The organism is Nostoc sp. (genome assembly GCF_036918245.1).
Lineage (GTDB): Bacteria > Cyanobacteriota > Cyanobacteriia > Cyanobacteriales > Nostocaceae > Nostoc.
In genome coordinates this window covers 306,091-330,272 of sequence record NZ_JBALEF010000043.1, presented here as the reverse complement: position 1 = coordinate 330,272, position 24,182 = coordinate 306,091, and the positions used below count along the sequence as shown (strand labels likewise).

23 protein-coding genes are annotated in these 24,182 nt (G+C 41.5%); 12 read left to right on the top strand and 11 right to left on the bottom strand.

Annotation, left to right across the window (positions count from 1 at the left end; all coding sequences use genetic code 11):
- The first annotated feature begins 4 nt into the window (after positions 1–4).
- Complete coding sequence (locus V7L12_RS11415) at positions 5–400, top strand: putative toxin-antitoxin system toxin component, PIN family (protein ID WP_335084383.1); 396 nt, start codon at positions 5–7, stop codon at positions 398–400.
- Between the two features lie 43 nt (positions 401–443).
- Here V7L12_RS11415 and V7L12_RS11410 read toward each other — a convergent pair whose 3' ends face one another.
- Positions 444–575 carry a hypothetical protein gene (locus V7L12_RS11410; protein WP_335084382.1) on the bottom strand — a complete coding sequence of 44 codons (132 nt, stop codon included), beginning with the start codon at positions 573–575 and terminating at the stop codon, positions 444–446.
- Positions 576–709: 134 nt separating this feature from the next.
- Positions 710–2,620 (bottom strand): DUF1565 domain-containing protein, encoded by a 1,911-nt coding sequence (locus tag V7L12_RS11405; protein ID WP_335084381.1) that lies wholly within the window; start codon positions 2,618–2,620, stop codon positions 710–712.
- 582 nt (positions 2,621–3,202) lie between these two features.
- Between V7L12_RS11405 and V7L12_RS11400 the strand changes: the two genes are divergently transcribed.
- Both V7L12_RS11400 and thiS read left to right on the top strand, forming a co-directional pair.
- Positions 3,203–4,258 carry a thiamine phosphate synthase gene (locus V7L12_RS11400; protein WP_335084380.1) on the top strand — a complete coding sequence of 352 codons (1,056 nt, stop codon included), beginning with the start codon at positions 3,203–3,205 and terminating at the stop codon, positions 4,256–4,258.
- 145 nt (positions 4,259–4,403) lie between these two features.
- A complete protein-coding gene (gene thiS / locus V7L12_RS11395; protein ID WP_334821059.1) occupies positions 4,404–4,616 on the top strand; it encodes a sulfur carrier protein ThiS in 213 nt (70 codons plus the stop codon).
- On the opposite strand, the gene blaOXA is transcribed toward thiS, so the two are convergent.
- Positions 4,613–5,467, bottom strand: a complete 855-nt coding sequence (gene blaOXA, locus V7L12_RS11390) for a class D beta-lactamase (RefSeq protein WP_335084440.1) — start codon at positions 5,465–5,467, stop codon at positions 4,613–4,615. The two genes, thiS and blaOXA, sit on opposite strands and share 4 nt — an antisense overlap.
- 331 nt (positions 5,468–5,798) lie before the next feature.
- Positions 5,799–7,031, bottom strand: a complete 1,233-nt coding sequence (locus tag V7L12_RS11385; RefSeq protein ID WP_335084379.1) for a glycosyltransferase family 4 protein — start codon at positions 7,029–7,031, stop codon at positions 5,799–5,801.
- A gap of 1,110 nt (positions 7,032–8,141) precedes the next feature.
- Here V7L12_RS11385 and V7L12_RS11380 point away from each other — a divergent pair.
- Both V7L12_RS11380 and V7L12_RS11375 read left to right on the top strand, forming a co-directional pair.
- The gene (locus V7L12_RS11380) at positions 8,142–9,128 is read left to right on the top strand and encodes a DUF1517 domain-containing protein (protein ID WP_335084378.1); all 987 of its coding nucleotides are present in this window, start codon (positions 8,142–8,144) and stop codon (positions 9,126–9,128) included.
- A 403-nt stretch (positions 9,129–9,531) separates the two neighbouring features.
- Complete coding sequence (locus tag V7L12_RS11375; protein ID WP_335084377.1) at positions 9,532–9,912, top strand: calcium-binding protein; 381 nt, start codon at positions 9,532–9,534, stop codon at positions 9,910–9,912.
- Positions 9,913–9,915: 3 nt separating this feature from the next.
- Here the strand turns inward: V7L12_RS11375 and V7L12_RS11370 are convergent, their stop codons facing one another.
- From V7L12_RS11370 to folB, 3 genes are all read right to left on the bottom strand, one after another.
- Complete coding sequence (locus tag V7L12_RS11370; protein WP_335084376.1) at positions 9,916–10,476, bottom strand: sugar O-acetyltransferase; 561 nt, start codon at positions 10,474–10,476, stop codon at positions 9,916–9,918.
- 69 nt (positions 10,477–10,545) lie between these two features.
- Positions 10,546–11,829: a GGDEF domain-containing response regulator gene (locus V7L12_RS11365; RefSeq protein ID WP_335084375.1), complete on the bottom strand. Its 1,284-nt coding sequence runs from the start codon at positions 11,827–11,829 to the stop codon at positions 10,546–10,548.
- A 953-nt stretch (positions 11,830–12,782) separates the two neighbouring features.
- Positions 12,783–13,151, bottom strand: coding sequence for a dihydroneopterin aldolase (gene folB / locus V7L12_RS11360; protein ID WP_104907440.1), 369 nt, complete (start codon positions 13,149–13,151; stop codon positions 12,783–12,785).
- 167 nt (positions 13,152–13,318) lie between these two features.
- Between folB and menD the strand changes: the two genes are divergently transcribed.
- The gene (menD, locus tag V7L12_RS11355) at positions 13,319–15,079 is read left to right on the top strand and encodes a 2-succinyl-5-enolpyruvyl-6-hydroxy-3-cyclohexene-1-carboxylic-acid synthase (protein WP_335084374.1); all 1,761 of its coding nucleotides are present in this window, start codon (positions 13,319–13,321) and stop codon (positions 15,077–15,079) included.
- 230 nt (positions 15,080–15,309) lie between these two features.
- Positions 15,310–16,122 carry a DUF3800 domain-containing protein gene (locus V7L12_RS11350; RefSeq protein ID WP_335084373.1) on the top strand — a complete coding sequence of 271 codons (813 nt, stop codon included), beginning with the start codon at positions 15,310–15,312 and terminating at the stop codon, positions 16,120–16,122.
- Positions 16,123–16,544: 422 nt separating this feature from the next.
- Here V7L12_RS11350 and V7L12_RS11345 read toward each other — a convergent pair whose 3' ends face one another.
- Positions 16,545–16,778, bottom strand: a complete 234-nt coding sequence (locus tag V7L12_RS11345) for a DUF4351 domain-containing protein (RefSeq protein ID WP_335084372.1) — start codon at positions 16,776–16,778, stop codon at positions 16,545–16,547.
- A gap of 37 nt (positions 16,779–16,815) precedes the next feature.
- The gene (locus V7L12_RS11340; RefSeq protein ID WP_335084371.1) at positions 16,816–17,652 is read right to left on the bottom strand and encodes a DUF2887 domain-containing protein; all 837 of its coding nucleotides are present in this window, start codon (positions 17,650–17,652) and stop codon (positions 16,816–16,818) included.
- 141 nt (positions 17,653–17,793) lie between these two features.
- On the opposite strand from V7L12_RS11340, the gene menB reads away from it, so the two are divergent.
- Complete coding sequence (gene menB / locus V7L12_RS11335) at positions 17,794–18,627, top strand: 1,4-dihydroxy-2-naphthoyl-CoA synthase (protein ID WP_335084370.1); 834 nt, start codon at positions 17,794–17,796, stop codon at positions 18,625–18,627.
- A gap of 127 nt (positions 18,628–18,754) precedes the next feature.
- Here the strand turns inward: menB and V7L12_RS11330 are convergent, their stop codons facing one another.
- Together V7L12_RS11330 and V7L12_RS11325 are read right to left on the bottom strand one after the other, a co-directional pair.
- Positions 18,755–19,069: a hypothetical protein gene (locus V7L12_RS11330; protein WP_335084369.1), complete on the bottom strand. Its 315-nt coding sequence runs from the start codon at positions 19,067–19,069 to the stop codon at positions 18,755–18,757.
- Positions 19,070–19,497: 428 nt separating this feature from the next.
- Positions 19,498–20,052, bottom strand: coding sequence for a DUF721 domain-containing protein (locus V7L12_RS11325; protein WP_335084368.1), 555 nt, complete (start codon positions 20,050–20,052; stop codon positions 19,498–19,500).
- Positions 20,053–20,261: 209 nt separating this feature from the next.
- On the opposite strand from V7L12_RS11325, the gene V7L12_RS11320 reads away from it, so the two are divergent.
- The 4 genes from V7L12_RS11320 to V7L12_RS11305 all read left to right on the top strand — a co-directional run bounded on the left by V7L12_RS11320 (position 20,262) and on the right by V7L12_RS11305 (position 24,165).
- Positions 20,262–21,620, top strand: a complete 1,359-nt coding sequence (locus V7L12_RS11320) for a hypothetical protein (protein WP_335084367.1) — start codon at positions 20,262–20,264, stop codon at positions 21,618–21,620.
- 339 nt (positions 21,621–21,959) lie between these two features.
- Entirely contained in the window at positions 21,960–22,709 is a 750-nt protein-coding gene (locus tag V7L12_RS11315; protein ID WP_335084366.1) for a PspA/IM30 family protein, read from the top strand.
- Between the two features lie 162 nt (positions 22,710–22,871).
- On the top strand, positions 22,872–23,648 hold the full coding sequence (locus V7L12_RS11310) for a PspA/IM30 family protein (RefSeq protein WP_335084365.1): 777 nt from the start codon (positions 22,872–22,874) through the stop codon (positions 23,646–23,648).
- Positions 23,649–23,829: 181 nt separating this feature from the next.
- Positions 23,830–24,165 (top strand): thioredoxin family protein, encoded by a 336-nt coding sequence (locus V7L12_RS11305; RefSeq protein WP_334821173.1) that lies wholly within the window; start codon positions 23,830–23,832, stop codon positions 24,163–24,165.
- The last annotated feature ends 17 nt before the right edge of the window (positions 24,166–24,182 follow it).

Here is a 24,182-nt window from a genome sequence, read left to right as displayed (position 1 = left end):
CATTTTGCTGAAAGGGCGAGTTACATTGCCGATTTTGGCAGCATTTAATGAGGATAAATTCCAGTTGGTAATGAGTCAACCCCTTATGGAAGAACTCCATCTTGTTTGGAATCGCCCCCGTTTAAGAGAGCGGATTGACTCTAGTCAGGCGATTCGCCTAGAACAACAGTTGCAGTACCGCGCCTTATGGGTTGAGTTGAAAACTGTTCCGCCTAATTGTCGAGATTCCAAAGATTTACCTGTGTTGGCTACAGCGATTGATGGCAAAGCAGAGATTATCGTATCTGGGGATGATGACTTGCGGGCTGATGATGACTTGAGAGGGGTAATGGCAAGCTATGGCATTCAGTTACTGGGTGTTCATTCTTTCCTGAAATATTTAGATGAAGGTGATGGATAAAGGATGCTTTCCCCGATCGCTCCCTAAAACAAAAACGCGATCGCTAATTCAACTTATGCCTAACCGCGATCGCCTTTTGACCGACTTCCCAAAATACGATCACCCCCTTGACTAAAAGAGCGATGCCTCCCCACAGTAGGAAAGCGATCGCTCTCTCAAGTGGATCAATATTCATTTTGAGGTGCTTTTCTCGCTAATTCCATATCTTTTGCCCCATGCCCAATACTTCGGCTTACCTCGGCTTACTTCGACTACGCTCAGTACAAGTCGCTCGGCACAAGTCGCTCAGTACAAGTGCCCAATGCCCAATTAATTCAACGGCTCCATAATGACTCTTAAACCTTTACTAGAGAGTATTTTGAGCATTTCTTTAGCGTTATATTCACTACTAAATACTCCTGCTTGCATAACTCTTTGACCTTGCCAAACTGTAGGAAACGCACCAGGAGCAAGCAATTTTACCAAATCTCGATCCTTATCAGTTGCAAGTGGCACTACTACGCGATAACGCACACCAAATTGTCTTGCAGAGTTACCACTATCGGGAATACTTGCAGAACTTGTTTGCAGATTGCGAGTATTAACAATGGGGATATTGCGATCGGGAAGTGGTAAAAGTTCTGAAGCACCTGGAGCAGCAGTTTCTAGTATTGGTAATGGCTGCTGTGTTTGCTCCCTCATACTTGGAACTGGTGGCTGTGCAACTGAATTGGATGGGGACTCAGGGGTAGTAAATTCAATGGTATTAGGATCGATCCGCACATAATTTAACTGTGGTGTATCAGGTGGCTGTGCTGGACTGGAAGTTGTAACTCTTGAAGTGTTAGTTGGTATTTGTTTACCTAACAAGCTGCTAGGAGTAGGAAATCCGGCGACGCTAGAAGTGGGTGGTTGTTGATTGGATATAGGCGGGGAAAGCGGTACATTATTGGCTGGCATTAATGGCAGCAGTTGACTGTTTAATTGCCCAGAAACAGGATTATTTGCTGAAATGCTGTTACTGTGCCCATTCGTAGTTTCAGAGATTTCGGGAGCCGAGAAGGTGATTTCTCCAGTTGGTGGTATTTGTCGTAATACGTTGTTGGGAGCTGGTTGAGAATTTTGGGTTGCTAGTGCTGTTGTACCGTTAATATCTACCTTGCCAGTGATGCGATCGCTCACAAGGTTGTTACCAGCAGCAGGAATCACCTGTTTAGCAGCGCTGGCGTTAATGTCGTAGCGGGCATTATTTTGAAATGTATTACCCCCAGGTTCCGATGCACTACCCAAATCTGGTATTGCTTGAGCGATCGCAACTAAACCATCTTCTTTATTATCTTGAATAATATTATTCCGCAAAATCGGGCGGGCATTTGCTTGTACGACAATTCCCGATCTATTGTTCTGAATTTGATTACCTATAAGTATAGGAGCGGCGTTTTGGGCAATATTAATGCCAAAACCTGTTTGGTGAAAGACATTTTCCTTGACTTGAGGACTAGAGTTACCAGCAATTGTGATGCCATTGGCTCCATTGCGATCGAAGTAATTTTTGCTAATGGTGGGTGCAGCATTACCACTGACGGAAATCCCATCTTGAGTACTGCCAGTAAATGTATTTTCCGCGACTACCGGATTGCTAGATTCAATCCATAAACCGTAACCACGGCGATTAGGGTTCGTCACCGTTACCCCAGTGAGCAAGACTTGATTTGCCCCAACAATTGTGACATTTTGACCGCCAAAGCTCCGACTCAGGTAATCACCGCCTCCTTGAATGATAATGTCTTTACCTTGATTGCTGGGGTTGCCTTGAATTGAAATACCTGGTTTCAGTATTAAGGGAAATTCCTCTCCTGTCTCGGCGCTATAAGTGCCAGTGGAAAGCATAATTACAGTATTGGCGTTAGCTAATCGCAATGCTTGGGTAATCGTCTTTACAGGAGCGGATTCGCTGCCATTGCCTGCCTTGTCATCTCCAACACCAGGATTGACAAATAGCACATTAGCCTGAGAAGGTGTTTTCTGATTCAGAGGCGCTGAATTTGGTGTCGATGGAATCTGAGCGCTTGCACTATCCAGGCTTATACCCAGGAACACTATACTTGCCGCCCCCATACATACAGTAAAAGATAATACTGAAAAACTAAAAAATAAAAGCCTTGCTGATTTCAGAAACTTCAGCTTTGCAAACAGAACATCTACTCTACGGTACTCAGGAAACACACGAGGGAGAATCATATTTAACACAACTCCTTATAAGTAATCATAAATTCTTATACTCTTTAGAGAATATTATCTCGATAATATTACTCATATATTGACCGATTGGCGATATTTAATACATAGTAATAAATGATATTAGACATCTCCAGAAATTAATTGTGCGTTACCCAAAATCATTTGTAGGCACAATTCATGAATTGTGCCTACGTTATTTTCGCTCTTATATCTAAATAGATATAAGAGCGAAATTAAATATGCGTTATCCAAAACCCTTGTAGAGACGTAACACTGCTAGTCTCTACATTATTTTCACTAATATATCTATTGTGGATTTTCTGGTGTATTCCCTTTTGGCAGTCCTTTGCAAGCTTGTTGTTTAACGTAAAATACTTGACTAAGCTCAGTGCGAAACTGTAGCCTCAAACTACCCTTATCACTGTTTATAGGAACATGGGATAATTTACCGTAACCCTCACTACTGCGTTGTTTTGCGTAGATTCCGCAAAAATTAGTAAAAAAAAGCAAATTAATTAACTTATGGTTACTAGGACTTATGATAATTCACACTTCGATGAAAGCACTAATGGGGTTGTTGTAATGGTCGAGCCATACAGCCAAAAAGCGCAAATACAGCAAGTTGTTTACCGCATTTTAGATGCCAATTTAGACCGCGCTCGTGAGGGCTTGCGAATTATTGAGGAATGGTGTCGGTTTGGGTTGAATAATGCCCAGTTGGCTCTTGAATGCAAGCGGCTGCGACAAGAGGTAGCCAAGTGGCATACCTCAGAATTACGGGCGGCGCGAGATACACCAGGCGATCCGGGGACTGAGTTAACCCATCCTCAAGAAGAACAACGAGCTAGTATAAAATCGGTGTTGCAGGCTAACTTTTGCCGGATAGAAGAAGCATTACGGGTGTTGGAAGAATACAGCAAGCTTTACCAGCCAAATATGGCTAAAGCTTGTAAGCAGATGCGCTATCAGGTTTATACCCTAGAAAGTAGTTTAATGGGTCATCAGCGCCATCAATTGTTGTGGCGATCGCATTTGTATCTTGTGACTTCTCCTAGTGAAAGTTTGTTGAACAATGTCGAGGCTGCACTCAAAGGAGGATTAACGCTATTACAATACCGCGACAAAACCGCCGATGATTCTTTGCGTCTGGAACAAGCGAGAAAATTACGGCAGTTATGTCACATCTACGGTGCTTTGTTTATTGTTAACGATCGCGTGGATGTAGCTTTAGCTGTCGATGCCGATGGGGTGCATCTGGGACAACAAGATATGCCTATTACTGTTGCTCGGCAATTACTGGGTTCGCAACGTCTGATAGGGCTTTCTACCACAAATAAAGAAGAAATGCAAGCAGCAATTGCTGAAGGTGTAGATTATATTGGCGTGGGGCCAGTTTATGAAACTCCCACGAAAGTAGGTAAGGTAGCAACAGGTTTAGAATATGTCAGCTATGCTGCCAAAAATTGTTCAATTCCCTGGTTTGCGATTGGGGGAATAGATGCCAATAATGTCAATGATGTGATCGATGCCGGAGCCGAACGTGTAGCGGTGGTGCGATCGCTCATGCAAGCCGAACAGCCTACCCTAGTAACGCAATATTTCCTATCTCAACTCAATCGCATTAAACCAGAACTCTAAAAGAGTCATTTGTCACTTGTACTGAGCGACTTGTGCCGAGCGACTTGTACTGAGCGTAGTCGAAGTAAGCCGAGGTAAGCCGAAGTATTTGTCATTAGCCCAAAGTGAGTAACCAATTCCCAATTTCCAATTCCCCACATTTATTATGTCTAACGAGATTACGATTCAGGTAAATGGGGAACCCCATAGCTGTTCGTTTCAAACTTCTTTACCCGACTTACTCCAACAGTTGGGTTTTAACCCCCGCTTGGTGGCTGTAGAGTATAATGGCGAAATTTTACACCGCCAGTTTTGGGCGCAAACAAAAGTGCAACCAGGCGATCGCTTAGAAGTAGTAACTATTGTCGGTGGTGGTTAGTTGATTTGAGCCAGCAAGCCCAAATCCTTGAGGCTACGTCGTGTAATCTCAATGCGGGCGGGTGCATCTTCCGATTTTTGCATATCAAGGGTTGTCGCGAAAAAGTAGACGTTTTTGTTTTGCTCTAAATAACCCACAAACCAACCAACGTTTGGTTTGGTACTCGTTAACCATCCTGTCTTTCCTCGCAGTGTGTAGTCTGGAGTTTGTTCGCGTACCATAATGTCTTTGACAAGATTTATTGTCCGTTGCGAGAAAGGCAAATCGCCTTGATATAACCGTTGCAAAAACTTAATTTGTTCTTTGGGTGTAATTTGCAATAGCTGCGGTTGTAGCCAAAAACGATCAATGTCTGCAACAGTGCCAATCTGACGGTTCCCGTAGCCTACTTTATTAATAAATTGCTGCATCTGTTCATATCCAGCCCTACGTGCCAATACTTGATAGAACCAAACAGTTGAATCCTTAAAGGCTTGACGCAAATTTGTATCATAATTCCAGGCATCAATCTCTCGGTGAATTCCATCCCAAGTGAGAACTGCCACATCATCAAGAACTACACCTGTTTCTAATGCCACCAGCGCGTTAAAAATTTTGAATGTTGAAGCTGGAGCAATCGCAGTTGCATTACGTTGAGGATTGTGTTCATAGGTGCGGTTGTTTTTTGAGTCGTAAATCAAGATAGAGCCTTCACGCCCAAATTCTTGAAAGTGTCGCCCAAAATTTGGTGCTTTAACAGCCAGACGTTCAGATGAAGTTGAAGCAGGTTGAGCCACAACATACATTGCCCCAAAGGTAATCAAACTAACTACAGTAATACATCCAATCACTGTAAACACAAAAGATTGCATTCGGCGCTTTGCGTAACGCTGAAGGTATTGCTCTATACGAAACCAGATATTTTTCATTGCACATTTAATCAGATCACAAGCGAGATTTTACATTGCAATCTTGCTCATTTGTGAAGCAATTTGTTAGAGGTTTTTTATAAATAGAACTTATAGGAAATTACCATTGTTAGTATTTTTTGAATTTTCTGATTTAGGACTGCTATAGCAAGAATTGCAAACCACAGATCCCCGACTTATTAAATATGTTGGGAATCTTGTTGAGCGCGAATGATTTAGGATTGCTGTAGATGACTGGAATTAGATTTTAGTGATTTCTCAATGTGCATTCATTTCACAAAATTGCATTTTTCCCCTCTGATTTATAAAGCGATCGATGAAGAATTCTACGCTTGGCTAATTCTTTACCTTTACGACCGAGTTGCTCGCGTAGTTGCTGGTCTTGGCACAACCGATTGAAAGCTTGAAAAACTTCATAACCCGAATTGGGATTGACCAGTATGCCATTTTCTTCATGCTCAACTGTGTCTAGAACACCGCCTAAACGAGGGGCAATTATAGGCTTACCGAAGTAACTTGCTTCTAAATAAGCCATACCAAAACCCTCCATATTATTAGGTTTAGTATCCGATAAAGTCAGCATGGCAAATATGTCGCAAGCTGCATAATAACCTGCTAATTCTCGCTCTGGCACATATCCAGCAAAGTGGACGCGCTTATCTACTCGCAAACGATGCGCCAGAGATTTCAGTTCCGACTCACTTCGGCCTTGACCACAGAGTATATAGTGGACATCAACCCCAAAAGTTAGCAGTATTGGGATATTATCAATTACTCGGTCGAAACCTTTATGTTTTACTAGCCTGCCGATGGAGAGAATAACTATTGCTGTTTCGGGAATGTTGTACGTCTGACGCACCCGAACCCGTAAATCATCAAGGCTACTGGGACTGGCTACATTATTACCAAATTTTTCTGGTCTGATTACTGGGTTAATGACGTGGGTTGGAGTATCTAATCGGAAAGCAGTTCTAAGGTAGTCTCTTGTATAAGAACTGTTACAAACAATACCTTCAGCGCGTTTAAGTGTTAATTTAAATAGCGATCGCAGCACGGGATTGTGTAAAGTACTAAGAAGATCGTTGCCGTGCAGATAGATAAAAAAGCGAATAGGTAACAAATAGCTCAATAGCAACAGTGAAGGAAAATCATAGCCGTGGCCCCACTCTATGTAACGATAGTGATAGCGAAAATAGAGTTTAATTGCTAGGACAAATGAGCAGACGATATTGACCAAAGGCTTCAGGATATTTCCCACATAGCCACTACGCCAATATTTAGGATAATACCAGCGATACACAGGAAACTGTTGACCTTCATCAAATACTCGATCTCCTGAGCAACTAGCTGCCAGCACAATTATTCGTTCTGGATCTTGCAGACAACGATTGTAGATATATTCCCCAATTACAGCTTCTTTCGGCAGAAAGATCCGGGATATGACTAGGATATCTGGGTATGCAGCTTTGTCTCTGATTTCGGCTGTTAGTTGAGAAATATGTTCCATAATAAAGTTGATGACTATATTTCAAATAGTTTTTAATATTTACAATTAGGATTACTTTCAAAGCCATCATTATTATTTTATTTCTTTTAAAACGAATTTGGTAGACAAATTTGAAGCCTATTTTAGAAGATTAGCCGGGAAGATTGTTTTTTAATTGTGTTGATTTTATTTTTGTTGCAAATTTCTCATTACTTGAGAATTTATGTGCATGATGAACAATAAATCAAAGCTAGCACTTGTAGCGAAATTGCTCAGTGAACAACTGTTGCGAAAATTCCCAAATTTAGCTACGTTCAATAGAATATCCTAAATACCTGAACTATTGTGCCAAAATGCTAAAAATTTTTATAACTTTTTAGCAGCAATATAGTGTCTGTCTGGAATGAATGACAAGCATCACAGATACTTTTTGTTATTCTATGTATGCGTAATTTTAAAGCTTGCAGATGTACTAAATAATGCTATTAATGGGGGCAGGTCGTTGAGCCAGTGCTAAATCATGAGTAATCAGTTAAAAAGGAGTATTTATAATAAATAAATATTCCTGACTTTTGACGTGATGTGGAAAAGCCCAGAAAAAAACCTAACCTCCTTGCTGTGTCGGGAAGAGAGAAAATTTAAAGTCTCTCTGCTAGAAGAGAGAGATATAAAAAAGAGAGATTTTCCAAATTCCGTGAAAAGTCAAATTCACTCGCTACTCGGATGTTTACATAAGTCCTATTTTTTACTCAACACTGTTCCAGTGAAAAATTAGTCAAAATAATCACTAAAAATTAAAATCATCTGTATAATTCAAAACTGTAGTCTGAAACTCCTAGTCCAAGGCATAGCAAACAATTGCCCGTAGGCGTAGCCCGTTGTAGACATCGCAAATTTCTGTAAGGATAAACATGTCTTCAGGTACGGTTCCCCAGTCGAGAAATCCCTCCTGCGATCGCTACTTACCCAAGAGAAGACGCGGTAAATTAAATATGTAGCCTCGAAAAGGGAATGCTACGTGAATGCTACAAACTTGCTTGTTACGGGCTAGCGTTAGCGACATCCTGCAACACTAGTCCCAACATGGGAAGAAATCATAAATAATAATTCCGTTTTTCAAGCGATAGTCTTATGCGTAAAAAACTACAACAAACCATCAAACCTCTGTTAAAAGCCTTCTTAGCCCTAAGCCTAGTGTTAGCTTTGGCTCTTGGTCACGCTGACGGTGCATTAGCAGCCCGCAGTGGGGGTCGTATCGGTGGTGGCTCCTTTAGAATGCCTTCCAGCAGCCGCACCTATACACCACGCACTTATGCACCTCCTGGTGGGGGCGGATACTATCCTGGTGGTGGTTTTGGTGGTGGCTTTGGCTTTCCCTTCCTACTTCCCTTCTGGGGTATTGGAGGAGGATTCGGTGGTATATTTACCATCTTAATTTTCTTGGCGATCGCTAATTTCTTATTGCAAACTTTCCGCCGCGTCTCTAGCGGTGAAACTGGAGAAGTAGATTACAGCAGTAACTCTCCTGTTTCTGTAACTCGTTTGCAAGTAGGTTTGTTAGCTCAAGCCCGTGAATTGCAAAATGAACTCAACCACATTGCTGAAACTGCTGATACTAACACCCCAGAAGGCAGAGCAGAAATTTTACAAGAAGCCAGCCTAGCTTTACTCCGCCATCCTGAATACTTTGTATATGCAGGTGGTGGCACTCAACAAGCTAGTTTAAATTCAGCTGAAGGTCAGTTTAATCGGCTCTCATTGGCAGAACGCAGCAAGTTTAGCGAAGAAACTCTTTCTAACGTCAACAATCAGCTAAGAGCAGCCCTTGCCAAAGATGCTTTACCTCCGGCTGGTGAACTCGACAACCCCACCCGCCTATTTACCGAAGGCGCTGGTGAATACATTATCGTCACCTTGCTGGCGGCGACACTAGGTAAGTTTGACATCCCCACAGCGATTAATAGTGCTGATGATTTGCGTCAAGCTTTGCGGCAAATTGGTAGTATCCCTAGCGACAAGCTTCTAGCAATTGAAGTTCTTTGGACTCCGCAAGCTGAAAATGATACTCTGACATCTGATGATCTGTTGGCAAATTATCCTGATTTGAGACTTGTTTAATCTCTGAAAAATTTTGCATCTTAGTGCAACGAATAAGTTCCCCTTAAGAACAATAACTAGAAAACCGCTTGTCAATGACAAGCGGTTTTTTGTAGAGTTTATATTATTTCCAGATAATTAGTTATGATTCCCACAGTCATTGCACCCTACCCTCCCCTAAAAGTTTGCAAAGAGGGGATTAAGGGGAGCCAGTGCGGTCTTCTCCCAAGGGGAGACGCCAAGGGCGATAGCGCAGCGTTAGCGAGTCCGCGAGCGTCTGGGGTCTCCCCAAGTGGAGCATCTGGCGTGTGGGGTTCTTGGAGGTGAATAAGTAATTAAGCGGACATAATAGATATATTTAACTATAATTTTAGAAACATTTTGGTAATATTATCAAAATGAATTATACGCAAAGTGTTATCTTATGCCTAGTATTGAAGCCGACGAAAACCGAGAGCATCGTATTAAAACAGAGATTATTGTAGATGCTGAAGACAAAGAAGACCGGGCTATGGGTTGGTACTACTACCTCGAAGAGACTCTAAATTATCCCTTTTTGGCTAAATGGACTAAGAAGGGACGCAAATCAGGTTCTGTCGAGGAGAAACAAGTGGAAGTATTGGGAATGGCCCCAGACGATGAGTGCTTAAAAGATATGTTTGTCGAAGTGGCTTATATTAATGGTAAGGATGATGATGTATATTCTGCTAAATTATCTGAAATAGCAGCCATTGATGCTGACAGTGAAACTCAAGAAGCGATCGCAGACTGGCTCTATTGGATTGCTAGAGGTTATAAATTTTAAATTCTACGACAAATACCGAATGACGCGGCAGGGATTACCCGCAGCGACAACATTCTCAGGTATATCTTTGACAACTACACTACCAGCACCAATGGTTGTGTTATCACCAATAGTTACACCTGGACAAATAATTGCATTGCCACCAATCCAGACATTATTACCAATGTTAACTGGGGCAGCTAATTCTCTACCAGAAAGACGAATTTCTGGCTCTGTTGGGTGATAAGCAGTATAAATTTGTACATAAGGAGCGCACAAAACATTTTCACCAATGTTAACTGTATTACAGTCTAAAATTACACAGCCATAGTTTATATACAATTTGTCGCCAGCGAAAATATTACTGCCATAGTCACAGTAAAAGGGTGGCACAATTGCTATTTTTTGACCGATTTTTCCAAATAATTCTTGTAAAATTTGCTGTCGCTGCTCTTGCTGTTCTTCAGTTGTAGAATTGTACTTTCGCAACAGACGACTGGCTAGCTTCTTTTCGACAGCCAATTCTGGATCTTCCGCCAGATATAATTCGCCTACGAGCATTTTCTGTTTCTCGGTTTTTTCCATGACATATTTATAGGGCTTCTCGGTTGTGTATGATAACGTTAGTAGCGGCTAGAGTAGCATATTCCATTCTTAACTAAATATGGCATAAGTAGCTTTTCCCTGCTGTTTAGCTTGGTACATCGCAATATCAGCATCCCGCAGCAAAGTTGCAGGCTCCTCATAATTACTAAAATTCCAAGTAATACCAATGCTAGCTGTAGTAGATAATTGATATCCATTCAGGTTAACTGGCAATTTTAAGGAGTCTTGAATACGTTTGGCAACGTTGGTAGCGTCGGTAATGTCTTTAATATCCTCTAAAAGAACAGTAAACTCATCACCACCAAATCGTGCTACAGTATCGCCACTACGTAAGCATGACTCTAAACGTCTAGCGATCGCTACTAAAAAATCATCCCCTATTGCATGCCCAAAGCGATCGTTAATCTCTTTGAAGCCATCTAAATCCAAAAATAAAACTGCAAAATAATAATCGCTTCTGCGTTTGCTACGTTCAATGGTTTGTCTGAGCCGATCTAAAAATAAAATACGATTCGGTAATTCTGTTAGCCCATCATAAAATGCATTGCGGATCAGTTGCGCCTCTGTCTGCTTACGTTTAGTGATGTCTTGAAAAACTAAAACCGCGCCAGTAATATTGCCATCTCGATCGCGGATAGGCGCAATATTATCCCCAATCGCTATTTCTTTGCCATCTTTGGTAATTAGCGTACAGTTTTCTGGTAAATTGAAAACTTCACCTGCTTCGATTACATAAGTGGCCAAATTTTCAATTTTTTCTCCTACATCTTTATTAACTAAGTTAACGACTTCTATTAAATTTTTCCCAAATGCTTCATTTTGCTTCCAACCAGTGATTACTTCTGCTATGGGATTCATCATTTCAATACAACCATTTGCATAGGTCACAATCACTGCACTTCCCATACTATTAATAATTGCCGTCAACCTCTGTTTTTCTTCGTATAATATTTTTTCGATCTGATGTTTGTACAGGGTCATTTCAATTACAAAATGTAAATCACTTTCAATAAATGGTTTGACTATATAACTAAAAGGCTCAGTTAGCTGATTTTTCTGTAATGTTTTATATTCCGAATACTCTGTTAGATATACTACAGGTACATGAAAGTGATTCTGGATAATATCCGCTACGTGTAGACCGTCTATTTCCCCAGCTAGACACATATCAATTAATACTAAATGTGGATGAGTTTCTGCTACCTTTTTTATTGCCTCTTCACCAGACTCAGTTATTTCTGATACTAAATAACCTAATTTTTCTAAACTTTTTCTAATATTTGAGGCGAGAATTTTTTCATCCTCAACAACTAGGATTTTGCGGTCGAACATATTACAATAACCTGTTTGCTAAGGTTCAGATTTTTGTTGTCAGTGTCAACTCAAGCGAAAAGTAATTATTTATATCATAAACAATCTCTAACTACCATGTTTTCTTGGTTGATATTAATACTTACTAATGAGTACATAGGATCGTGTTATTAACCTCCAACAATGTTCTATACTTGTCAAAGCTAGTTTTTATTAATCATACGGTTAATATCATGCTATTAACACCAGTTCCAAATTACCATGTAATTACCAGCACTCAAAAACTGATTTTAAAATGTATACAATATTTTTTTTCGGAAAAGTATAAACACTGAGTATAGTATCTATATAAAGATTAATCAAGAATAAAATTTAATAAAATCATAGGATCGTACTTTAATATAAGTTAAAAAAAGCTAGAGTGTATTGTATCTAATATAACAATATACATTCACGAAATTATTACTGAAAATTAATCTTTATCTAAAATTAAAGAGTTTAATACTGCTTTACTTACAAATAGTTTTTGTCTCAGTCAGGATCTAAATCACCGTCTGAAACTGTCTTAAATCTTGAATAATGAGTGAAATCGTATTACTTAGAACCATTCATATAGGAGTTGTAAATTGTTTTTGAAAAAATCTTAGTAGTCTTATAAAGTGTCTTAGCGGAGTATAATGCACCATTCCAAGGTTGTAGTACGTTACGCTATCGCTAACACACCCTACGCGTATTTAAAAAATCAAATAATAGTCCTATAGCCTCTGCTTAATACTTAATCACAAATCCTGCGATCTGAAAATATGCAAGTTAAATGCTCATTAGCAGATCGTGGTATTTTCAGTTTTTTGATAATGAGTGGGTGCTGGGGGCAATAGCACGAAAGATTCTCATTGTGAGACACTCCCAAGCTCCACGTAAACCCCCTGTTCTTTGCTAGCTGATAGATATTGAAAAAAAACACATTTTGTGAATTAAATATTGGACTTGATTTTAGTCAGTTCAATGCTAATTTTGCCACCAAAGTCTGGAATAGGTGCGGCAGGTTTGCTGAGAGTGACTTGGACTTTTGTTACACGATCGCACTCTTGGAGGATAGAATCTGCGATCGTTGTTACCAATTTCTCCACCAAAACAAATTTAGACGTTTTGATCAGATGTTGTATCAAGCTAATGACGCTGCGATAATCTAAAGTATCTTCGATCGCGTCAGTCTTGGCGGCTGTGGAGATATCCAACCATAACCTCACATCCACCTCAAACCATTGCCCTAGCACCTGTTCTTCTGGTAGATACCCAGTGTAGCCATAGCCGCGAATTCCCGTTAAATGAATGCAGTCCATAAAAGTTTGAGAGCAAATTGTGCATTTTGTAGAAAGTGGAGCAAGTTTGCTTGGAGATTTTCTTTCCCAGAAACTCGCGTGGCGGTGTTGGGTTCCATCACCGCATTGATGGATTTTAAATTGAATTTCCCTAGACAAAATCTAAAATTTAAGATTGTTTTATCGCTATGTTTGATTTAATGCCGATCGCTTATAGGAATGTTAATCAACTTTGGGCTTACATTTTAACAGAGACGCTAAAGCGGTTGGGATTGACTTGTGCGATCATTTGTCCTGGATCACGCTCTACACCCCTAGCGATCGCCTTTGCTCAACAAGTACCTGAGATTGAAGCAATTTCCATTCTCGATGAACGTTCCGCCGCCTTTTTTGCCTTGGGACAAGCTAAAGCAACCGGTCGCCCGGTGGTACTACTTTGCACCTCTGGTACAGCAGGAGCAAATTTTTATTCAGCAGTCATAGAAGCTTCATATAGTCGCGTACCACTGTTGATATTAACCACCGATAGACCTCCAGAATTGCGAGATTGTCACTCTGGGCAAACTATAGATCAGTTGAGATTATATGGAAACTACCCAAATTGGCAAACAGAGTTAGCCTTACCCTCCGCCGATCTGGGAATGCTAGCTTATCTGCGACAAACGGTAATTCATAGCTGGGAAAGGGCGCAAACTCCTACAAAGGGGCCAGTACATTTGAATATTCCCTTTCGCGATCCCTTAGCGCCTCTGCCTGATGGAACTGATTTGAGCTATTTGCAATCACAGTTTCACCCAGAAAACTTTTTCGCAGGAATAGCAAGTACTACCCAATTCCCCATTCCCCATTCCCTATTCCCCATTCCCCAAGAGTGGAAAGAATGCGATCGCGGCATTATTATCGCAGGTGTTGCCCAACCGCAGCAACCACAGGAATATTGTAGAGCGATCGCGCACCTTTCTCAAACTCTCAAATGGCCTGTGCTAGCTGAGGGACTCTCCCCAGTCAGAAATTATGCCGAACTCAACCCTTATTTGATTTCCACTTATGACCTGATTTTGCGAAATCAGCAACTAGCAAAGCAGTTAGCGCCCGAAATGGTGATTCAAGTGGGAGAAATGCCTACGAGTAAAGAACTACGTACCTGGATAAATGCAACCCAACCGCAACGCTGGGTAATTGATCCCAGTGACCAAAACCTCGACCCTTTGCACGGGAGAACGACGCATTTACGGATATCTGTAGAAGACATAAAGGTAGAGGAGAGAAATTTATCTTTCTCCTCAAACTATGTGCATAAATGGTGTAATGCGGAAGCTAAGGTCAGGTTAGTTGTTGACCAGACGATGGGGAAAATAGATGAAGTAATTGAGAGTAAAGCAGCTTGGTTAATTTCTCAGATTTTACCGCCCGGAACGCCTCTATTTATTGCCAATAGTATGCCTGTGCGAGATGTGGAATATTTCTGGAAACCGAATAATTTAGGAGTGCGATCGCACTTTAACCGGGGTGCAAATGGTATAGATGGCACATTATCCACCGCTTTAGGAATTGCCCATCGCCAGCAAAGTAGTGTGATGTTAACGGGAGATTTAGCGCTGTTACATGACACCAATGGTTTTTTAATCCGCAATAAGTTTGTTGGACATCTGACGATTGTATTAATCAATAACAATGGCGGTGGTATTTTTGGAATGTTACCCATTGCCAAATTTGACCCACCATTTGAAGAATTTTTTGGTACTCCCCAGGATATTGATTTTGCTCAGTTGTGCGCTACTTATAATGTGCAGCATGAATTGATTACTTCTTGGCAGCAGTTGCAGCAAAGATTAAACTCACTTCCAACTACAGGGATTCGGGTTTTAGAATTGCAGACAAATCGCAAAGCAGATGCGAAATGGCGACAGGATCATTTGAGTAGGTTTGCCGCAGTTATTGCAATTTAACTATTGTGTTAGGTGCTTTGGAATCGCAGGATTGAATCTGCTGATTAAATAGAATGCTTGTGGAATTAAAGTTAATAATTATTTACTAAAACTATTTTAATTGCTAATAACGATAAGCAATCTGGCTCAGTTATAGCTTCAACAAATGCCTTAGCTTAAATTTACTGAATATTTTTTATTACTCTATGTAGTACATTAAAATAGTGCGCGTTCACAAGATTGTTTAAAATATGACAAATGAACTTCATCTTTATTTTGATGACTCTGGTAGCCGTAATCCAGATTCAGAAGCAATACCGCGGCGTGATGGTATTGATTGCTTTGCTTTAGGTGGAATTTTAGTGGAGGAAGAGAATATAGAAAATATTATAATAACGCATCGAGAATTCTGTAATAAATGGAATGTTACTGAACCATTGCATTCTACTAAAATTCGTTCTCGACAGAAAGCTTTTGCTTGGTTAGGTAAGGAAGAGAATAAAGAGAAATCTCAGGATTTTTTAAGCGACTTAGAAATGCTGATGCTCGATTTACCGTTTACTATCATTGCATGTGCTATCCACCGACCAGGTTACAATGCTCGTTATAAAAACAAATACAGTAACGATATTTGGATGATGTGTAAAACTGCCTTCACTATTTTAGCTGAACGTTCAGTAAAATATGCGATTTACAAAGAACGCAAGCTACGCATTTTTTTTGAAGAAAGTGGGAAAGATGCGGATAGAGCAATTCTAGAATATGCGAAAGAACTTAAAACTCAAGGAATGTATTTTGACCCACATAGTTCAGCAGCTTATATGGGACTAACAGCAGAGAAATTTAAAATAAATTGGTTAGGAGAACCACAGCGTAAAACTAAAAAATCACCAATGATACAGCTTGCTGATCTAGTCTTATATCCAATAATAAAGGGACGTTATGACCCAAGCTACCGAACTTATGAGTCCCTTAAAAGTAAGTTAAAACTTGTTGATTGCGTTCTAGAGCCGGACAAAATACCTCAGATGGGTATCAAATATAGCTGTTTTGACGATATATAAAACTAAAGACTCGGAATTTGTCCGAGTCTTTAAAATTTCGGCTTTCATACGAAAACCCCGGGGCGTTGCCCAATAAATAAATAATAAGGCCATTTAAAATTAAGTGCAAGCTAAAATAGCCTTGTTTATTAAAACTTTAAATTTAACTTCAGCGTCTCTGTGTAAAATTTCCCCTTTTAATTGACCTTGTAACCATCCTTCCAAGTCCGCGATCGCAATCTCAATTTCAACAACAGCAAAGCTAACCCTTCCAACGTTCCTCAGTAATTTCACCAAATAGTCGTTTTAACAGCCGCAGGACGAGCGATCGCACTTTTTCTTCCACCGCTTCCTATGCTTCTTCAGTTCGGGAAACTTTATTTGTAGCCATAATTATTTTACGGAGTGCGATCGCCCTCCTCCTCTGCGTCTCTGGGTAAAACTTACCCGCTTACTTCACCTTGTAACCATCGTTCCAAATCAGCAAGAGTAGAGAAATCCAACAAAGCATCACTTAAAGCTTCCAACTGTTCCACCGATAACCCTTGAATCTGAGACAGAAGCGCATCAGTAATTGCACCCACAAGTCGGTTTAACTGTCGTAAAACGACCTTTCTTTCTCCTTCTTCCTTCGCTTCCCGAATCGCCCGTGGTTCTTCCAAATTCAGTCCCAACATCGTTGCAATCTCCTCTCAACCTGTCTGTGGGTGAAACTTACCCCCTTACTTCACCTTGTAACCATCGTTCCAAATCAGCAAGAGTAGAGAAATCCAACAAAGCATCACCTAAAGCTTCTAATTCTTCCACCGATAATTCTTGAATCTGGCGCTGAAGCTGTTCAGGAACCGCACCCACCCGTCGGTTTAACTGTCGTAAAATGAGCGATCGCGCTTCTTCCTCTCGTCCTTCTTCCTTTGCTTCCCGAATCGCCCGTGGTTCTTCCAAATTCAGTCCCAACATTGTTGCAATCTCCTCTCGACTTAAGGTAGAAAACTTGTAAACAATAATCGTTGTAACTAAATCAATTATCGCTTGTTCCGATTGTTGCTGTGCTTGCTCCAACAAAAACCGCGCCCCTTCCACTGCTTCCGTTTCAGAAGTAACATTTGTCAGTAACATCAAACCTAATCCCAAAGGTTGTTGTCGCAAATCCCCCAACTCATCCAGATAAACCCGCTTGACTTGACCACTTTCCAACAAAGCGCGGTGAATCGAAGAGGAAGAAGGTTCAAGACTACGAGAAGCAAAAATTATTACCCCAAACCAATCATCGTAACGGATAGAGTTGCGGTAGAGAAACAAAAACAATTCGCTAAAGAAGCGGTGATATAAGTCTTCGTCCTTCTGAAACTGCACTTCAGCAAAAAAGACGGTTTTGGAAACTGCATCAGCGGGAGGTAAAAATACTCCATCAATCCGAAACGCCGTTTCTTTCACCTCAACTGATTCAAACTGGTAGTTTTCCGCTTCTGGAGGTGGTTCATCTACTAATTCAAACAGCAAACCGGGAAATTGCTTGAACAATTTGTAGAAGATGGTGTCACGTCGCATTTTTATTCCTCAACACCCAGACGATTACCAGATTGTAAAGGCTTGAGATACCAATTTTAGCGTAGGCGTAGCTCACCGCAGGTATCGCATGTCCCTACGTCCGCGATAAAATTCTCAAGCACAACAGCGCACTCCATACCAATGCAAATTAACTGGCAAACTGCCAAAACCTACGAAGACATTCTGTATCAAAAAACTGATGGCATTGCAAAAATCACCATCAACCGTCCTCACAAACGCAATGCCTTCCGTCCTGAAACAGTCTTTGAACTGTACGACGCTTTTTCTAATGCTCGTGAAGATACTACTATTGGTGTTGTCCTCTTTACTGGATATGGCCCACACACTGATGGCAAATATGCCTTCTGTTCTGGTGGCGATCAAAGCGTGCGCGGACATGCGGGTTATGTGGATGATACTGGCATCCCTCGCTTGAATGTGCTGGACTTACAACGCCTGATTCGTTCGATGCCGAAAGTGGTGATTGCTTTAGTGGCTGGATATGCGATCGGTGGTGGACATGTCCTACATTTAATTTGTGACCTTACTATCGCTGCTGATAACGCCATTTTCGGACAGACTGGCCCGAAAGTCGGCAGTTTCGACGGTGGCTTTGGAGCCAGCTATCTTGCCCGTGTTGTGGGGCAAAAAAAAGCTAGAGAAATTTGGTTTCTCTGCCGCCAATATGATGCACAACAAGCGCTAGAAATGGGCTTAATTAATTGCGTCGTCCCAGTGGAACAACTAGAAACTGAAGGGATTCAATGGGCGCAAGAGATTTTAGAAAAAAGTCCGATCGCAATTCGATGTCTCAAAGCCGCCTTTAATGCTGATTGTGATGGACAAGCTGGTTTACAAGAACTCGCTGGTAATGCCACCCTACTTTATTACATGACAGAAGAAGGGTCTGAGGGAAAACAAGCCTTTCTCGAAAAGCGTCCACCAGATTTTCGCTCTTTTCCTTGGTTGCCTTAGAATTGCAAAAATCGCACCTCACTAAAGGGTGCGATTTTTGTAAATATCAACTTTTACAGCATTAAAAATCTTAAAAACAAATCTTATTTTAAGTAGACTACAAACTCAGTCCAGTAATAATGGATGACTAAATAACCACTGCTTTAGTCTTTACCTGTTCAGATATAGAGGCCGTTATTTCTTCTAGAGGGGCAAGAGCAGCATTGTCTAAATCTGAGGCTAGAGATTGACAAGATGTTAAAACTGGGGCTGCATCTGGTAAACCCCAAGCATCTTCCAAGGTTTCCCAAGAAGGTGCAAAAGGTGGGAGCGCCAAAGAGCAAGCCTTCCAAGTCGCTTGAACTGGTGCTCCCAACTGCTGGCACGTTCCACCACGGCGACCTTCTGGCTGGTAATGACGGCAATATCTACAGGCAGATGCTAAAACTTTAATAGGTTTCATTAGGATTCATCTTTAGTGTCGTTTCTGGCTGAATTTCATCTTTATATTCTGCTTCTATATATAAAGACGGAGAAAAGCCAAAAAGTCATTATTTTCTATAGGTTTCAGCGATCCCAAGTAAAAAATAAACTTCAGAATATTTTTATAATCTTGTTATATATTTAAATAATTAGTAGAGCGATTACATATAAATATCGTCCAAAACTTATTAGGGATCAAGAATAAAACTAAAGCTTTTGATTTATCCAGCTTTTTAACTTCCTCCTTAAGAATGGCTTAAGGCATAGATTTTCAGACAAATAGTCTGCTTGAGTTATCACATTTGGCAGATTTTAGCGTCAAACTATATTTTTTCTTAAGAATTAGAAATATTTGATGTAATTGGAGAAAGTTACTTCAGGATAAACTATGCTCAACGAAATAATCGCTCAACTATTTTGCTTTGAAAACTGTTTAGCAGCACAGACAGAACAGACTTGCCAGCGCTGGAGTTCACCGGGTGGGGTGGGAGATTGACACTGGGGACAAAGGGGTAAGCCATGCGATCGCGATCGCACAATCTTCGTCCAATGTCCAAAAGCCGCATTTACATCTTTAGTGGGTGTAGCATCAGGGCGGTTAATCTCATCACCAAGGTAACTGGGATGCTCATGGGGCGAAACCGATTGTTGCTGTTTTCTCTCCACCGACGGATTCTGCCAGCCAGCAGTAGAGAAGCGAATATCAACCAAAGGTGTTGGCAGGTTTTTATTCAACTTTAAAAGTAGAGATGTGCGACCAAAAGTCAGGTTTTGCGCCCAAGCAGCACTAGAAGTTGCTACCGACAAAACATCGCGCTGAATCGACAATGGTTGAGTATTTGCAGCAACCACTGGGCCAACAACTTCTGCCCAACACTTGAGCAGGCGTTGAAGTGGTTGCTCCTGCCATTTAGCCTGCTTTTCCAGAATCCTTAAAAGATCATTAATTGATTTCAACGACATTATTCAAAGTGGGGAGTGGAGAGTGGGGAAGGGTAGGAAGTATGGAGCAGTGGAGAGGAGTTTTCCCCTCTGCAAGAACAGCACCCTGCCCCTCTGCCTCTCTTCAATGTCCAACGCCCAATCTATCTATTTAAATAATTTCCGCTACTATTGTCACAAAATATATCTAAAAGTTGATTCCAGTAATCTACGTTTGAGGCACAAAAGCAATGACTCAAAACCCCATAAACGACTCCGGTACTCATCAATCGTCTAAAACACCTGGGTTGAAACCAGTACTAGCAGCAGCACTAGCGAGTTTAGAAGTGCCGCTAGATCAAGAGTTAGCTCGATACCGACGCACGCGAACTGGTTTGGTGTCATCGAACCAATCCCGTGTTGCAAGTTACATCAGCGGCCAACCCCAACCGTTAACTGCTATTCCGACAACATTGGGCACAACTCAGTCATCAGCAACAGAAATTAAAACTAATGTACCGCCTGGATCTGTACCTGTGAATCTTGAGATGAACTCAGCGCCAGCTACAGCAAAAATTGATCTACCACCCGCATCTGTAGCTGTGAATCCTGAGATGAACCCAGCACCAGCTACGGCAAAAATTGAGGAACTGAATAATCTTAATGTGTCCTCCACCTCCAATGCAGCTAAAACACAAACTCAACTTCCACCACCCCCACCCAACTTTAATAGCAGCATCGTGCCAGCAATCGTTAAAAATACTAAAAGCGAAAATCACTTGCAGCCAGATGATAGCCCCAAGCACCCAGATGACTATTTAGAATCTAGTGAAGCACTGCTGCGAAGTCTGACAGAAGAACAACCAGAAACCAAAAAACCAAGCAATTCTAGCGACAGTCTGCTATCACCTTTGGGTATTGGCTCCATGTTGCTGCTATTAGTGGCGAGTCTTACGTTGGGTTATGTAATCTTCAATCCTAAAAGCTTGCCACAATGGAATTTAGGCAATTTGTTTAACGGCAACTCCTCTCCCACACCAGAAAATACTGAGGAAGTTGGGAGTAATGTCCAACCTCAAATGCAGCCACCAAGCACATCTATACCCAAATATCCCAATCTAGCTACTGAAGAGTTCCCTGAAGTAAGAGATCCCAATGATGTCGTTGGCTTAAAACCCAAAGTCCAACCAACCCCCGCAGTAGTGCCTAATCCAGTTGTTCCCCAAAACGCCGCAAATCCTCAAGCGCCATTGTCTGACCCCAATACAGCCCTAAAACCAACCAACCCGATCGCCTTAGCACCAGTACCGACACTACAATCCTTGCCTCCCCTAAATTTACCTCCCACTTCACCGACAAAAACCTCGCCCAAGCCAATCACAACCTCACCACAGCCAAATGCAGAAATCAAACTAGGAACAGATGGGTTTTATCATGTCGTGATAGATAATAAAGGCGCAGCTTTTGCCTCAGCACGGCAAGTAATTCCTGATGCTTATTTATCGCCTAACAAAGAATTGATTTATCTGGGTGCTTTTAAAACTAAAGAGCAAGTAAAACAACAGATGAAACTGTTAGAAGCGAAGGGAATCAAGGCACGAGTTCAGTAGCCATGAATTGCAAAAATCTACGATACTATGAGATAACAGTCCTGAGTCAATAAGTGCTAAGTGCTGAGTTGCGTTAGCGGATAGCTAAGGTTTAGCCCGTGCTGAGTGGTAGAGACAAAATATTGTTTGTTTACGACCCCACAACAAAAAATATTATACTCAAAACTTTAATTAGGCACTCAGCACTCCATAACTGCTTTATGACAAAAAATATTATTATACTTAGGACTTTAACTAGGCACTCAGCACTCTATAACTAAATTCATTACTCAGCACGGGCTAAACCTTAGCTATCCGCTAACAGCACTCAGAACTGGATTTCGTGAATGGAGAGCCGACATGGAATTAATCAAGCGTATCCTGCGGGTGATTCGCGCTAATCTCAATAGTTTGATCGGTGGTGCAGAAGATCCAGAAAAGATTTTGGAGCAAGCTGTCCTAGAGATGCAGGAAAATCTGGTGCAGTTGCGGCAGGGTGTAGCACAAGCGATCGCTACCCAGAAACGCACCCAACGACAAGCAGCGGCTGCTCAGTCTCAAACGGAAGAATGGTATCGCCGCGCCCAATTGGCGCTGCAACAAGGCAATGAGCCTCTAGCACGTGAAGCTTTGACTAAGCGCCAAGCCTATAAAGAAACCACTACAGCCCTCTTTTCGCAGATAGAGCAGCAAAACGAGATAGTTGCTAGGCTAAAAAAGGATATGCGATCGCTAGAGTTAAAAATTTCCGAGGCGAAAACAAAAAAAGATATGTATATTGCTCGCGCCCGTTCTGCTGAAGCGTCTTATCGCCTCCAAGAAATGCTCGGCGGAGTTTCTGCCACTAGCAGTCTGAGTGCCTTTGAGCGCATGGAAGAAAAAGTTTTGCAGATAGAAGCTCAATCAGAAGCCATAGCTCAACTTAGTAGCGACGACTTGGAAACACAATTTACTTCTTTGGAATCTAATGATGTAGATACCGAATTGGCAGCAATGAAGGTGCAGGTTTTCAAACAGTCAGAAAACACACAGCCCAAAATCCTAACTGAGGAGAGCCAAAAGGCAGAGCAGCCTCCCCAACAGCAGTTACCCAAAACTCAGGATTCTTGAAGTTCTACTAATTACCCCAGTTTGGCGATATCTTAACAATTAAGAGTTGTTAGGAGGTACTGATTCAAACTGGAAAGATTACATTGAAATAGGTAGCTATAAAAAAGTAAAAAAGCTAACTGTCCAACAAAAAGCGTAAATCACACAAGGAAAAACAAAGTTATGGGATTATTTGATCGCATTAAGCGAGTAGTTAGTTCTAACCTCAACGACCTGGTTAACAAAGCCGAAGACCCCGAAAAAATGCTAGAGCAAGCCATCCTGGAAATGCAGGAAGACTTGGTGCAGCTGCGTCAGGGAGTAGCCCAGACGATCGCCTCACAAAAACGCAGTGAGAAACAGTACAATGATGCCCAAAATGAAATCAATAAGTGGCAACGCAATGCCCAACTAGCGCTGCAAAAAGGTGATGAGAACTTAGCACGACAAGCTCTAGAGCGCAAGAAGACTTATACTGACACCAGTGCTGCCCTCAAAGCTAGTTTAGATACTCAAAGCACCCAAGTTGAAACCCTCAAGCGCAACTTAATCCAGCTGGAAAGCAAAATTTCTGAGGCTAAAACCAAGAAAGAAATGCTCAGAGCTAGAATCACTACTGCCAAAGCCCAAGAGCAACTCCAAGGTATGGTGAGTGGGATGAATACCAGCAGTGCAATGGCTGCCTTCGAGCGGATGGAAGAAAAGGTCTTGATGCAAGAAGCCCGCGCCCAGTCAGCAGGAGAGTTAGCAGGAGCAGATTTAGAAAGCCAATTTGCTCGGTTGGAAGGTAGTAGCGATGTTGATGATGAATTAGCAGCTTTGAAAGCACAAATGCTACCACCCGCAACTCCACAAAGTCAAGCCAAACTGCCACCGCAACAAGAAACCACTGCTCCTAAATCTAATGAGGTGGTTGATGCCGAGTTAGATTCCTTACGCAAGCAATTGGATCAACTGTAAAATTGACAGAAAACTTATTTGAGCTAGTCCCACACCTGTTGGCTGTGGGATTTTACGTCATTAGTCAATAATTAACAGTCAACAATCCTAATAACTATGAATTATTGATTATCGACTATTGACGACTTTGGGATAAAGTATTGTGTGTGCCAACTTTGATCGCCACCTGATGGAGACTGCAATGAGTAAGGCTGTAATCACCATAACCGATGCTGAGTTTGAAACCGAAGTGTTAAAAGCCGAGCAGCCTGTATTAGTTTATTTTTGGGCTTCCTGGTGTGGGCCTTGTCAATTGATGTCGCCCCTGATTAACTCAGCTGCTACCAAATATAGCGATCGCCTCAAAGTCGTTAAAATGGAAATTGACCCCAACCCACTGACTGTTAAGCAGTATCAAGTCGAAGGCGTACCCGCCCTCAGACTATTTCAAGGCCAGGAAGTTTTGATATCCACCGAGGGAGTCATCGGCAAAGAGAAATTATTTGCTCTCCTAGATACTCACTTAAATAGTAATTAGTCAATAGTTCATAGTTT